The sequence below is a fragment of the Imperialibacter sp. EC-SDR9 genome (assembly GCF_902498805.1).
Lineage (GTDB): Bacteria > Bacteroidota > Bacteroidia > Cytophagales > Cyclobacteriaceae > Imperialibacter.
This window is the reverse complement of record NZ_LR701591.1, coordinates 59515-73930: the sequence shown is the minus strand read 5'-3', so window position 1 is coordinate 73930 and position 14416 is coordinate 59515. Positions and strand designations below refer to the sequence as shown.

Here is a 14416-nt window from a genome sequence, read left to right as displayed (position 1 = left end):
GTTCTGTTTATTCTTTGTACTTCAGCAGTTCTTCTGCAATCTTTCTGTCGTTCGAAAGCCTTGGTAATTTGTTTTGCCCCCCGAGTTTCCCGATTGAGCGCATGTAATCTATGAAGGCGTTCTTTTTAACTGGAATGATATGAAGTTGTTCGAGAATATTGCCTGAAATAAGGTCGAAGTAATAGCTATTCAGCTTTTGGAGCGAATTGTCGAGCGATGACTTAAAGGCCGTAATGTCGGCAGGCATTTTACTGAACTCGATATACCACTCATGCCTTGGAAGTCCCTGTTGAGGCGTCACGTTGGGCGCTACAGTAAATTCCACGATATCGGCCTCAGGAAAGCTCTCCAAAGTCTTCTTCATTGAATTTTCTACTTCCTCACCGATGACGTGCTCCCCAAACGCTGAGATAAAATGCTTGATCCTCCCAGTTACCAATAACTTGTAAGGATTCTTCGAAATAAACTTCACTGTGTCGCCAATAGAATAGCCCCATAAGCCTGCATTGCTGTTGATAATCAGAGCATAATTGGTGTTGAGCTCCACCTCATCAAGGCTCAATCGTGTCGGTGACTCATTGAAATACTCATCAGCCGGAATGAATTCGAAGAAAATTCCGCTGTTGGCCAGCAATAGCAGCCCAGGGTCATCTTGCCTGTCCTGAAAAGCGATGAAGCCCTCAGAGGCTGGGTAAGTTTCCACCGAGTCTACCTTTTTCCCAATGGTATCAAAAAGCTTCTGCCGATAGGGCTCAAAGTTGACCCCACCATATATAAATAGCGAAAAGTTTTTGAAAACGTCCTTCACCGGCAGCTGCTTTTTCTCCACAATCCTGTCGAAATACATTTGCACCCACGGCGGAATACCTGAGATCAGCGTCATGTCCTGGTCAATGGTCTCCTCCACTATCTTGTCGACCTTCGCTTCCCAATCCTCCATGCAATTGGTGGCATAGGACGGTAGCTGATTGGTACGTAAGTAGCCCGGCACATGGTGGTTCACAATGCCGGACAGACGGCCGGTGTTGATACCCGCCTTTTGATCGAGCACAGGACTACCAGAAAGAAAAATGAGCTTGCCGTCCAAAAACTTCGCATTTCCTGTTTCATGCACATAATTCAGTATGGCATTGCGGGCGCTATTGATGTGATTAGGAATCGACTCTTTGGTGATGGGAATATATTTGGTGCCAGAGGTAGTGCCCGATGTTTTTGCAAAATAGGCAGGCTTTCCCGGCCAAAGCACGTCATTTTGTCCGGTTAGCATTTTTTCCACGTAAGGCTTCAGGGCCTCGTAATCCCGGACAGGCACCTGCTTTTTGAAGTCATCGTAAGTGTGGATATCCTTGAAACCGTGGTCACTTCCAAAAACCGTCTTGCTGGCTTTGCTAACAAGGTTTGTAAGTGTTTTATGCTGATAATCAGGGGCTTTTTGCTCCCATTCTCTCTGCTCCCGCACAACGAAGGCGGCGAATGGCTTGCTAAGAACTGATCTGATTCCCATAATTAATTGATAAAGGCGCAAAATAAGTAAATGACCTTTCTAAAACCTAAGCAAGCCTCTTTCGTTTTTATTTTGCACAGTTTTTGACGATACGCAATGCACTGACGTTTAGGTAACAGCACAACACTGTTGACTTCTTAACACTTAAAACCTGATGTTATGAAAAAATTTATTGGAATTGCAGTCTTGAGTTTTCTGGGAGGCATAGGAGGAGCATATGTATATGAAACGCAGCTCTCGGCCAAAATTGCCTCCAACAACTTACAGGATCCGGACTTCTATTTCTCAAAGAATGTTAGCCACGGCGAAACCAACAATTTTTCACCGGCAGTAGCTGAGCCCTTCCGGAGCGACGCAGCCGCAATAAACGACTTACCAGACCTGGTCAGTGCATCGGCACGAAGCACCAAGAGCGTTGTGTTCGTAAAAACCGTGAGCGAAACCGACTACCGCACCGGTAGCTGGATGGATTGGTTTTTCGGAGGGCCCAGCCAGTCAGTTAGCTCTGGGTCAGGAGTGGTCTATTCCAAGGATGGCTATATAGTGACCAACAACCACGTGATCAACGATGCCGATATTATTCAGGTGATTCTGGACAAGAGAACCTACGACGCCACGCTGATAGGCACGGATCCTTCCACCGATTTGGCTGTAATAAAAATTGAGGGCAATAATCTCCCTGCCATTGAGGTGTCGACCTCAGCCAATGTGCGGGTGGGTGACTGGGTGTTGGCGGTGGGTAATCCGTTCAATCTTACCTCCACCGTCACCGCTGGTATTGTGAGTGCCAAAGGCCGTAGCATCAATATACTGAAAGACCGGTTCCCCATTGAGTCATTCATTCAAACCGACGCAGCCATTAATCCTGGAAACAGTGGCGGGGCACTGGTCAACACTTCAGGCCAGCTAATAGGCATCAACACAGCCATCTTGTCTCAAACGGGCACTTATTCCGGCTATGGTTTTGCTGTGCCTGTCGACATTGTAAAAAAAGTGGTGAACGACATCATTAACTACGGACAGGTGCAAAAGGCCTTTATTGGGGCAGAGTTCATCGACATAGATAGTGACATTGCCGGCAAGCTCAGTCTGAGCAACCTGGATGGTGTGATCACCTCTTATGTACAAAGGGGAAGCGCCGCCGACAAGGCAGGACTGGAAAAAGGTGATGTAATCATCCGGGTGAACGACAAGTCGCTCAACAACAAAACTGAGCTTGAGGAGCTGATGGGCTACCATTACCCTGGTGACAAATTCGTTCTGGACATCAAGCGAGGCGATAATGTAGTAAGGAAACAAGTAACACTTCTCAATGGCGAAGGGAATACCGAGGTGCTAAGAAGTAGTGTCTACTTCTCAGAGAAGCTGGGCGTGGAGTTTGAAAAGGTGTCGAAGGTAGAGAGAGACCTTTTGAAAATTGACAATGGCGTTCGGGTGAAAAAAATAAGGAATGGTTTTTTCAGACAATTGGAAATTCCGGAAGGCTTCATTATCACCAACATCAATAACCGGCCGGTGGAAACACCTGAGGAGCTGGCCAACATCCTCGAGAAAATCAAAGGAAAGGTGGTCATCGACGGCATTACCTCTAAAGGTCGGAGAGTGTACATCCCTTACAGGTTCGATTGATAAGGCATAAAAAAGGGCGGGGTCTCCAATATTGGAGACCCCGCCCTTTTTTATCAACTGCCAGTTGAAGCTAGACAGTTCTCATTTTAAGTCTTTTCTTCAGTTCATCAACTGAATACCTGAATTTGGCATCGGTATCAATCATGTCGTTGACTGCCTGCACTGCGTGAATTACGGTGGAGTGGTCACGACCACCAAAGTGGTAGCCAATAGATTTCAGTGAATGGTTGGTGTAGTCTTTTGAGAAGTACATGGCCACCTGGCGGGCAATTACAATTTCCTTCTTACGGGTTTTGGCTTTCAAGTCTTCCAACGCCACGTTGAAGTAATCAGACACTGCTTTTTGGATATAGTCAATACCCACCTCAGTATCGTAGTCGTTAACGATGTTTTTTATGATCTGCTTAGCCAACTCAAGGTCGATCTCTCGTTTTACCAACGAAGAATGGGCGATAAGTGAAATCATCACTCCTTCCAACTCTCTGATATTGCTATCGATGGTGTAAGCCAGGTACTCAAGCACATCCTCGGGAATGATAATTCCCTCCGCTTGTGTCTTCTTTTGGATGATAGCCACCCTTGTCTCAAAGTCTGGCGTTTGAATGTCGGCGGTGAGGCCCCACTTGAATCTTGACACCAGTCTTTCCTGAAGGCCCTTTAGCTCTCTTGGAGGACAATCAGACGTCATGATGATTTGCTTACCACTTTGATGAAGGTGATTGAAGATGTGAAAAAAGATTTCCTGCGTTCTCTCCTTGTCACGAAGAAACTGTACATCATCGATGATCAACACATCGACTTTCTGGTAGAAATTGATGAAATCCTGAACAGCATTATTTCTCAAAGACTCAATGAATTGGTTGGTGAACTTCTCCGATGCTACATAAAGCACCTTGGCATCCGGATTGCTTTCCATGATCTGGTTACCAACCGCCTGAACAAGGTGTGTTTTTCCAAGACCAACCCCCCCGTATATCATCAGTGGATTGAAGGAGGTAACACCAGGCCTTTGCGCCACAGCATAACCAGCTGAGCGGGCCAATCTATTGCAGTCACCTTCTATATAGGAATCGAAAACATAGATAGGATTCAATTTGCCTGTCAATGTTAAGAATTCTGGCGTCACTGCGGGGCTTTGTTGCACATTTTGTCCATTTCCAACATGATTTTGTCCAAAACGGCCAGGAGCCTTGTTTACCGGATAATTAACAGTCAAAGGCTTTGCCTGCTCATTTCCTCTATCTATCACCACGGAATATTCCAATCTTCCGCTGGGCCCTAATTCCTGAAGTATTGCCTTCCTTAAAATATGAACATAATTATCCTCAAGCCATTCGTAGAAAAACTGGCTAGGCACCTGTATGGTCAAAACACTTTTGTCTAATTTTATTGGTGTAATGGGCAGAAACCACGTTTTGAAGCTTTGTTCCTGTATCTCATGCTTAACTAAATTCAGACAGTTTTCCCAGATTTGTTGATGCATGGTGGATTAAAAAATGTTGTTATTGTTGCAGTGATTCTCCTTTCTGAACAGGAGGTAACATCAAAGGTGTCAAAAAAAAAAGTAATAAAAAAACACTACGACGCTTGACTTTTTGGATTGTCGAATTGTCAAATAAAAACAGCGTTTATCGGTGAAAATTCTTTAAAAAATACAATTATTACCTAAATGTTATGAAACAAACTTAAATCTCTTTTTTGGCAATTCAAAGAGCCCGCCTGTCTATATAAATTTAATGTTCGTCCCACTCAAAATACTTTATCTTTGCTAACACTTGACTCAAAAATAAGAATAGCTTATGAGTAAATGGGACATGTCCAATTTCCCTCCATCCAATCATTCTCTTTGGAAAGAAAATGCATTGAAAGAATTGAAGCCAAAGCAATTAGATTCTTTGCAATGGCACTACGACCCCGATGTTATTATTCAACCTTATTATGAGAAAACTGACGCTTTCTTCTCCCTTGCCGGGAACGCCAATGCCGAGTTACTGCCTGACCAACAGATGGGAAGGCTTTGGCACTACCTCGACTCAATAACCATAGACACTCAAGTCGCTGATAATAAAGACGCTAACGAAATAGCCCTGGAATCTTTGGGTCAGGGAGCTGATGGGATTTTGTGGAAACTAAAAGAAATTGATCAGTCGGCCCATGTTACTTTATTTAAAGATATTGCCTTTGAGTATTGTCAGAATGCCTTTCAGGTGTATCAATGGGGTGAGGCTGAGGAAGCATTTTTTCAGCGTTTTTTTTCGGGTTCCTTCCTGAAAAAAGACATTCTTCCCGGCTTTTTGTTTTACGACCCTGTGTCTGATTCAGACGAGATACTGAGAATTGAGGCGCTTTTTCCTCAAGGGAAATCGTTTCGCCCCCATTGCTTTGACGCCACATCAGAACTTACCAGTTCACTTTCACCAACAGGTCAGATCGCATACCTTCTGTTGGCGTTCATTGAAAGATGCAAAAAGCTGAGCAGCGCTGGTGTCTCTATTGATAGCATTGTAGACAGAACGATTGTCTGTGTAAGCATCGGCAGAGACTTCTTTCATGAGATGGCTAAAATCAAAGCCATCAAAGTTGTTCTCTCTCAGGCTGCCAATCATTTTGATGGTAGCAAAGTGTCTCCCGCAGATATCAAGATATATAGCCAGCCGAATGTCAATACACACTCGGTTGTTGATCCCTATGTCAACCTTATTCGTATGACATCTGCTGCAATGGCTGGCGTAAATGGAGGGGCCAGCTATCTTTCAATGCCTGGCTTCGATAGCAGAAATCCCTTCTCGCTTGGCCAATTTTCCCGGAGAATTTCAAGAAATATCTCGAACCTTCTCCGGGACGAAAGCTATTTCGACAAAAACTGTGACCCCATGGCGGGGTCTTACTTTCTCGAGAAATTAAGTGAAGAATTGGCCAGCGAAGGCTGGACAAAGATGCAAAAAATAGAATCTTCAGGCGGTTTTTCGAGCTCACTTGCGGGCGGCTATTGGCAGAACGAAGCAAATAAGTTTCAAGAAAAAGAGAGAGCGTTGATTGCCAGTCGAAAGCTGAACGTTGTTGGCGTAAATAATTTCTGCGACCTGAGCCTTTTTGAGTCTTTTCCCACCCTCAAAAGGTACAACGGCGACGGCTCGCTGCTCTCCTCGTTTGAACGCCTCCGGATCAAGATGGAGGGCTACCTCGCAAAGCAGTCCGGGCAGTCCAGACCTGCTGCTATGGCTGTTTTCTTTGGTGACAAGCAGGCTTCGCTGGCGAGGTATAATTTTGTAAAAGGAGTATTGCCCGCCGCTGGCATAGACGTAGCCGAATGGGTGCCATGGTCACCGCAGCATTCTGCGCCTTTTTCTGCCGACACCCGACTCATCATCGCTTGCAGCTCCGATCAAGATTACATTGAGTCAGGCCCGTCCGTATTTCAAGCCTTGAAAGAACAGTGCCCAGATGCTCATATAGTGCTGGCGGGTAATCCAGCGGACAATAAAGAGCAACTGACCAAAGCAGGCATAGACAGCTTCATCCATCTTAAATCCGATTTTGTCAAAACGCTCTCCTCCTACCAAAAGCTATTTGGCATATGAAAACACCTGACTTCACAAAAATTCCATTTAACCCCGAGTCTGCTCCACGGAAACAACCTTCTGCAGGGATAGCCACCTGGAAAAGTGCAGAAGGTATTGATGTGCCATCCATGTTCGGCAAAGAGCATCGAGAAAAAGTCATTCAGGGCGCTTTTGCGGCCGGACTGCCTCCATTTCTCAGAGGCCCCTACAGCACGATGTACACAAGCAGACCCTGGACGATCAGGCAATATGCGGGTTTCTCAACAGCCGAAGACTCCAATGCCTTTTACCGGAAGAACCTGGCCATGGGGCAAAAAGGCCTTTCGGTGGCTTTCGACCTGGCCACCCACAGGGGCTACGACTCCGATCACCCTCGAGTAGAGGGGGATGTAGGTAAGGCTGGTGTAGCCATTGATTCGGTGGAAGACATGAAGATCCTTTTCGACCAAATTCCCCTGGATAAGATTTCAGTGTCGATGACCATGAACGGAGCTGTTCTCCCGATCATGGCATTCTACATAGTAGCGGCAGAAGAACAAGGGATAAAGCCTAACGAACTAAGCGGTACTATCCAAAATGACATCCTCAAGGAGTTTATGGTGAGAAATACCTACATCTACCCTCCTGTACCGTCCATGCGAATTGTTGGAGATATTTTTGAATATACGGCCAGGCACATGCCTCGCTTCAACAGCATTTCGATCAGTGGCTACCATATGCACGAGGCGGGTGCTCCTGCTGACCTGGAGCTGGCTTACACCCTGGCCGATGGCCTGGAATACATAAGAACAGGGCTGGAGGCCGGGCTCAAAATTGATGAGTTTGCGCCACGGCTCTCTTTTTTTTGGGGCATAGGCATGAATCACTTCATGGAAATCGCCAAACTAAGAGCAGCCAGGGTGCTGTGGGCACAGCTGGTAAGTCAATTCAGTCCTGGCAACAGCAAGTCGCTTTCGTTGCGAACGCACTGCCAAACCTCCGGATGGAGCCTTACCGAACAAGATCCGTTCAATAATGTGGCCCGGACAACCATTGAGGCAATGGCAGCGGTGTTTGGTGGCACACAGTCGCTGCATACCAATGCCCTCGACGAAGCTATTGCTCTGCCGACAGACTTCTCGGCCCGAATAGCGAGAAACACCCAGCTATATCTACAGGAAGAAACCAACGTCACCAAAGTAGTCGACCCGTGGGGAGGCTCTCACTATGTAGAATACCTAACCAACGAATTAATTGAAAAAAGCTGGGCGCTGATAGAAGAGGTGGAGGCACTTGGTGGCATGACCAAAGCCATCGAAAGCGGCCTGCCTAAAATGAGAATAGAAGAAGCTGCTGCAAAAAAACAAGCGAGGATTGACTCGCAGCAAGATATAATTGTAGGAATTAATAGGTATATTACGAAAGAAAAAACTGATATAGAGCTACTTGAGGTTGACAATGCGGCTGTAAGAGCGAAGCAAATCCAAAGACTTGCCAGACTCAAATCGAGCAGAAATGACTCCAAGGTTGCTGTGGTTTTAGAAGATTTGACCAAATGTGCTCAGACCGGCAAGGGCAATCTTCTGGAAAAAGCGGTAAACGCTGCCCGGTTGAGAGCTACCCTCGGTGAAATCTCCTCTGCTATGGAAGAAGCATTTGGCAGACATAAGGCGGTCATCAAATCGATAGCTGGCGTTTATGCCAGCGAATCGGGTTCCAGCAATGACATAACGACGGCAAGGAAGTTAACCGATCAGTTTGAAGAACTGGATGGGAGAAGGCCTCGGATTCTGGTGGCAAAAATGGGACAGGATGGTCATGACAGGGGTGCCAAAGTGATTGCTACAAGCTTTGCCGATCTTGGGTTCGACGTAGATATTGGCCCACTGTTTCAAACGCCCGAGGAAGTAGCCATGCAGGCAGCCGAAAACGACGTCCACGTCATTGGCGTTTCGACCCTGGCAGGCGGGCACAAGACGCTCGTTCCAAAGTTGATTCACCAGCTAAAGGTAATTGGAAGGAGCGACATCAAAGTAGTGGCCGGGGGTGTAATCCCGACGAAAGATTTTGATTTTTTATATAGTGAAGGCGTTATTGACATATTTGGCCCGGGAACAGTGATCCCAAAAGCGGCCATCTCAATTCTCAGGAAATTAATGAGCATTTGACTTTACACATCATCAACTTTTTGAAGCATGAAAAATTCATTCAAGCATTTACTTTCTCTTACTGTCTTTTTGCTTTGCGCTGGGCTAAATAGCAACGTTTTTGCCCAGAACTGGCCAAAATTATTTAAAAAAGCCAATGACTCCTATGCGGTAGGCGACTACCCTAAGGCTAAAAAGTCGGCCAGTAAAATCGTTAAAAAGACCACCAAAAAATTGGGAGCAGAAAACAAGTATCTGGCGAGTGCGCTGGTGCTTGAGGCACAAATAGACTGGGCTGCGGGGCTACACAAGGACATGGCCGATAAGATAGCTAGAGGAGTGGCCATGAGCGCTAAGGTAAATGGAGAAAGCTCTGCGGATCATGGTCTTCTGCTTTACGAAGCAGCACATGTTTGGGCGGACTATGGGCATTTCGTCAACTCGAAGGAACTTCTTACAAAAGCCACGGCGGTGTTAGAAGCAAGTGGTGCCTCCAATGAGGAAATGAAAATAAAGCTGGCTTTGCTTCAAACAAGAATACTGAAAGGCAAAGGCTTTTATGCCGATGTAGTCAAATATATCAACAGCAATCTGACTACTGCGCAAACGGCATACCAGTCGGCCAGCGGTAAAGAGCTCATTGCCAGCCTAAAAGGTGCTTATGGTGAATTATTGATGCACAAGGCTGATGCGTTCAGACTCATGGGAGACTATATCAGATCAGATTCGGCCTTTATTTTTACTCAGCAATGGATTGGAAAGGAGTTGGGCAAGAATCCGCTTATTTATAGCCAAACGCTTTACCTCAATGCGAAGCTGTTGGAGGAAAATGGAATCGATCCCTCTGCCCTGCCCGACCTGTATGAGGATGCCCTTAAAAATACGATGCGGATTCACTCAGCGTCACATATCGCCAGGCTGGACATGATGGAAAGCCTGATTCGCTCGTATTGGAGAATCGACAATTATTCAAAGACAAGCAACAACACCAATCAGTTTAGAGCCATCCTTAATAAAAGTTTTGAAAAGGGAAGCCTCAATCGTGCACGGCTTGAAACCCTGCCAATGGACATCAATGCACCAAGTACGAAGGTTTTCGGACAGGAAAAAGATGCTGCCTCCAAAGCTTACGGTAGCCTTTACCCTGAAATTCACCCTGAGAGACGAAGGATACTTGAATTTGCCTACCGTGCTGCCCAGCTAAACAATAATGCGGAAAATGCGGAAAAGTACCTTCTTGATATCCTTAAAATTGAAAAGGACATGCTCGGTGCCGATGCCCCAGAGTATCACTTGTCGAGAGTGCTGCAAGCCAACTACCTGGTCGAATACTCGGACAAGTTTGCTGAGGCAAAGAAAATATATGATGAGAGCTTCCATGGAGTGATTGAAAAGGAGTTTTCTCAAGGCCATGTTGAATATGTGAACACCCTCAACCATTTGGCGCAGTTTTATGAGGAAAATGACGATTTCAGTAATGCATCAAAAACACTTGACAAAGCACTGAATGTATCCCGTGTGAAATACGACAACAAGGATGTAAACTATGGCGTTGAGTTGAATAAGATTGCGTCTCTGCAAATGAATATTGGAGAATATGAGAAAGCAGAAAAAAACATTCAGGAAGCAACAAATATTCTCGCCAAACCTTCCTCCCTTGAGGAAACACTTCACTATACCAACCTATTGACTACCAAAGCGAGATTAATGGTTATTCAAGGCCTCTACGACGAGGCGGAAGACCTTCTTTTCGAGTCAGAACGAATCAAAATTAAGAGTGGACTGAACCGACTGGGCTCTGCCGGACAAAACACGGAAGACCTTGCCGAACTGTACTATCATTTGGGCAGATACAGCGATGCAACAGATTTGGTCGATAAATACCTGACGAATACAGAAAAACAGTTTGGTGCCACAAGCAGGCACCTTTTGCGCCCGCTGGTTTTGAAGGCACAATTGAAGCTGGCTGCCGGCGAGTATACCGATGCGGAGTCGTTCGCAAGAAGATCTCTTAACATAGCAACAGCTGTATTTCCAGCCTCTTCCTCCAAGCTAGCCAGCAGCTTAATAACCTTATCCCGACTCTACACAACGATTGGAGATTATGAAAAGGCGGAGCAATTTATTTCTCAGGCGATTACCAATCAGGAAAAACAATTTGGGCGAAGCCATGTAGATGTAGGCCGTTCGCTTGCCCAGCTGGGAATGATCAAATTTTACGATGGTGCCAGTTTCAAGCAGCAACAAGCCCTGCTTGTTGAAGCAGAAAAAATCGTTGGAACCAAGCTGGGAAGTAAAAACCCACTCTATGCTGAAGTATTGAAAGATTTGGCTACTGTGAGTATTTATGCGGGCGAATATGACATTTCCCTACAGTATCTCGAAGAGGCGTGGACGATCTGGAAAGACCGAATAGGAAAGCGGAATAACGTTAATGCTGCTGTAGTCAACACGCTGAAAGGTGACATCCAGTACCAAAAGAGGCAATACGACAGGGCAGACAATTTTTACCAGGATGCCCTAAAGACGTACGCCAAATTTTTCTCCACTTCTCACCCGGAGTATGTGAAAGTGCTGTCGAAGCTTGCTAAAACTTACTACATGAATGGGGACATTAGAAAGGCCCAGAATACTATTGAAGAGACACTGGCCAACTATCAGGAGTTTATAAAGACCTACTTCCCCGCTCTAAGTGAAAGAGAAAAAGCCAAATTTTGGAACACCATCAAGTCCGATTACGAGTTCTACAACACATTGGCGCTTACACGGATCGACAAGAAAGAGGACCTGATAGGTGACATTTACAATAACGCTTTGCTCACCAAGGCACTCCTGCTGAATACCTCAATAAAAATCAGAACCCGTATTCTTTCCAGCGGAGACAGCACGTTGATAAATATGTACAGCAGCTGGATAGCCAAAAAAGCACAGCTAACCAATGCCCTTTCCATGTCAAACGATCAGCTGCTGGAGAACAATGTGAATCCGGCTCAACTGGTACAAGAAATGGAAGCGCTGGAGAAACAGCTCAGCTTGAAGTCCGAAGTATTTGGAGAAGGTGTCGACAACAATGTTGTCACGTGGCAGGATGTAAAAGCAGCCCTGGGCGAGAATGAAAAGGGGGTTGAAATTGTGAGGTTCCGTTACTTCGACCATGATTTTACTGATTCGGTAATGTACGCTGTCATCTATGTCGACAATGAAAAGCGCAGCAAACCACAGCTGGTGCTGCTGCGAAACGGCGCAGCCCTCGAAGGCAGGTACATGAAGCTGTATCGAAACAGTATTAAATTTAAAATTGAGGATGAGTATTCCTATGATCAGTTCTGGAAGCCTATCGTTGAAGCTGTTGGGCAAACCTCTACGATCTACCTTTCGGCCGACGGTGTTTATAATCAAATTAATTTGGAGGCTATACCAACTGGCGATGGCAAATACGTACTCGATAATTCCAATATAATCCTGGTAAGTAATACCAGGGATCTTGTAAACAGAAATAAGAAAAAGAAGGCACAGGCACCCGCTGAGAACCTGGCGTTGATGTTTGGGGATCCTATTTTTTATGTAAAATCGGAAGGAGCATCTTCCGGCAACGACAACTTAACCAAAAGTATTGGCATGAGTGAAGTACAGCGACTTCCTGGCACGCATGAAGAAGTTGTTGAACTCAAAAAGCTGCTTAACGACAATGGCTGGAAAACCCAGGACTATCTTGAGATGAAGGCGGGTGAGGATCAGGTTAAGCTGATGAAAAGCCCAAAAGTATTTCACATTGCCACACACGGTTTCTTCCAGCCAGCGATCGAGGAAAATAACATATTTGCCGGACTCAACGAATCGAAAGCATATGACAACCCTTTGCTGCGTTCCGGACTGCTCATGGCAGGTGCTGGCGATATTTTGAACGAAAGCGCCTACAACTACAATAGCCAGAGTGGTATCCTAACTGCCTATGAAGCCATGAACCTCAACCTGGATCAAACTGACCTGGTGGTGTTGAGCGCTTGCGAAACGGGCTTAGGTGAAATGGAAGCCGGAGAAGGCGTGTATGGATTGCAACGAGCATTTCTGGTTGCGGGAGCCAAAACAATCATCATGAGTTTGTTCAAAGTATCTGATGAAGCCACACAGCAGCTCATGGTGAAGTTTTACCAGAAATGGATCACTACCGGCGACAAGCGCAGGGCTTTCATTGATGCTAAGAAAGAGATAAGAAATGAGTATCGTGACCCAATCTATTGGGGGCCTTTTGTAATGATAGGATTGGATTGATCTCTATTACATGATCGAACTTGAGGGAGACTGTCGAAAGGCAGCCTCTTTTTTTTGTTGTTAGCCTGGTCTCTGGTGGGGCTCAACAACCCATAGCTTTAGAGTGACAACAGTGGCAGTCTGATGAACAGCTACCTGTAGATTTTTGGACGTGTCTCGCTAGCCGGAAGGGGGCTGGTCGCTAAGGAGTTGTTTTGCAATCAGGTCGATCAACTGGAACCAGTTCAGAATTTCTGGGACTGGACGCTTAACATGACCATTGCCCTAATAATTCCGTTTCTATTGTTCGCCTCTCTTGCCTCAATCCAGCCGCTTTCATTTTGTCAGAATATGGGCATAAAAAAAAGGGCTTGCGCCCCTTTTTTTATCTTTTTTACACTTCGCCTTAGTTAGCAGTGGCAACAAGGCCGTTCTTTACAAGGAAGCTCTGATACATGTCCTGGAAGTCCTGTACTTCGGGAGACATCTCGATAGCCTCTTCATACTTGGTAAGCGCATCAAGCACAAGGTTGTTTTCTTCGAAGAAAGAAGCATAAATGATCTTATTCAGCGGCGTTTCTTCGTTTACTTCACTCTTCAGTCCTTTGATGTTTTCGTTCACCTTAGCAGACTCAGTGTTTGAAAGGCGTTTGATACCGTAGTCAGACGACTTCATGTCTTCATCACCTTTCACTTTTACATTAAGTATCACTAGTCTCTCCTGTGCAAGCTTAGGGTTGGTAAAATCAAGCTCATAAGCTGTCTGATCAGTTTCGATTTTGGCTACTTCCTCATCAAAAATGTTCTTCACAGTTACTATGTACGTTGTGTTATCTTCACCTATAGCTTTCCAGCGAACAATAGCGTTGTCACCATAAAAGTCAACAGAATTAGGAAGCATTACGTTGATAGCAGACGTTAAAGCTCTTTCAACAGCACCAGTCGCTTTCATGTTTGACCGGTAGTTTCCGCCACCGTCACTTTCGTTCATTTTAGCAGCTATGTAGTTAGCATAACGGCTGGCGGTTGTAGAACTAGTGGCAGAAATTTTCGCCGACAAATCGTCGATCTTTACAGTGCCAGGAGTTCTTATCTCGGTGGTTTTACCACTGCTGTGCACCAGTCCGATGTAAGCGCCATTTGCAGCGATGATTTGATCACCTTTCGCAAGCGTTGCGCCAGTTTTCAAGGTCTCTGCCTGACTTGCACCAGCCTTTTTTACTTGGTTTTCACCTTTATTAGCCAATACACGAAACTCATAACCCTGAGCCAATACATTGCTGCTCAAAAAACTCAGCAATACCAAGAACGTCAAAAGAATTGTTCTCATTTTCATAGGTCTA

7 protein-coding genes are annotated in these 14416 nt (G+C 45.5%); 4 read left to right on the top strand and 3 right to left on the bottom strand.

Translation table 11 applies throughout. The features are described from left to right. Positions 1-7: 7 nt before the first annotated feature. On the bottom strand, positions 8-1504 hold the full coding sequence (locus GC130_RS17735) for a GH3 auxin-responsive promoter family protein (protein ID WP_151999683.1): 1497 nt from the start codon (positions 1502-1504) through the stop codon (positions 8-10). 159 nt (positions 1505-1663) lie between these two features. On the opposite strand from GC130_RS17735, the gene GC130_RS17730 reads away from it, so the two are divergent. Then, entirely contained in the window at positions 1664-3133 is a 1470-nt protein-coding gene (locus GC130_RS17730) for a S1C family serine protease (protein WP_151999682.1), read from the top strand. 70 nt (positions 3134-3203) lie between these two features. On the opposite strand, the gene dnaA is transcribed toward GC130_RS17730, so the two are convergent. Beyond that, positions 3204-4616, bottom strand: coding sequence for a chromosomal replication initiator protein DnaA (dnaA, locus tag GC130_RS17725; protein WP_151999681.1), 1413 nt, complete (start codon positions 4614-4616; stop codon positions 3204-3206). A gap of 316 nt (positions 4617-4932) precedes the next feature. Here dnaA and GC130_RS17720 point away from each other — a divergent pair, with 316 nt between their 5' ends. The 3 genes from GC130_RS17720 to GC130_RS17710 are packed head-to-tail and all read left to right on the top strand — an operon-like array spanning position 4933 to position 13094. Next, positions 4933-6714 carry a methylmalonyl-CoA mutase family protein gene (locus GC130_RS17720; protein ID WP_151999680.1) on the top strand — a complete coding sequence of 594 codons (1782 nt, stop codon included), beginning with the start codon at positions 4933-4935 and terminating at the stop codon, positions 6712-6714. Continuing rightward, entirely contained in the window at positions 6711-8843 is a 2133-nt protein-coding gene (gene scpA / locus GC130_RS17715) for a methylmalonyl-CoA mutase (RefSeq protein ID WP_151999679.1), read from the top strand. Before GC130_RS17720 ends, scpA begins: the two co-directional genes overlap by 4 nt. 27 nt (positions 8844-8870) lie before the next feature. Further along, positions 8871-13094, top strand: a complete 4224-nt coding sequence (locus GC130_RS17710; RefSeq protein ID WP_151999678.1) for a CHAT domain-containing protein — start codon at positions 8871-8873, stop codon at positions 13092-13094. Positions 13095-13479: 385 nt separating this feature from the next. On the opposite strand, the gene GC130_RS17705 is transcribed toward GC130_RS17710, so the two are convergent. After that, a complete protein-coding gene (locus GC130_RS17705) occupies positions 13480-14409 on the bottom strand; it encodes a hypothetical protein (protein WP_151999677.1) in 930 nt (309 codons plus the stop codon). Positions 14410-14416 lie beyond the last annotated feature (7 nt).

Bases quoted from the DNA above. Each gene is read 5' to 3' on its own strand.
- GC130_RS17735 (WP_151999683.1), bottom strand. From the start codon at position 1,504: ATGGGAATCAGATCAGTTCTTAGCAAGCCATTCGCCGCCTTCGTTGTG.
- GC130_RS17730 (WP_151999682.1), top strand. From the start codon at position 1,664: ATGAAAAAATTTATTGGAATTGCAGTCTTGAGTTTTCTGGGAGGCATA.
- dnaA (WP_151999681.1), bottom strand. From the start codon at position 4,616: ATGCATCAACAAATCTGGGAAAACTGTCTGAATTTAGTTAAGCATGAG.
- GC130_RS17720 (WP_151999680.1), top strand. From the start codon at position 4,933: ATGAGTAAATGGGACATGTCCAATTTCCCTCCATCCAATCATTCTCTT.
- scpA (WP_151999679.1), top strand. From the start codon at position 6,711: ATGAAAACACCTGACTTCACAAAAATTCCATTTAACCCCGAGTCTGCT.
- GC130_RS17710 (WP_151999678.1), top strand. From the start codon at position 8,871: ATGAAAAATTCATTCAAGCATTTACTTTCTCTTACTGTCTTTTTGCTT.
- GC130_RS17705 (WP_151999677.1), bottom strand. From the start codon at position 14,409: ATGAAAATGAGAACAATTCTTTTGACGTTCTTGGTATTGCTGAGTTTT.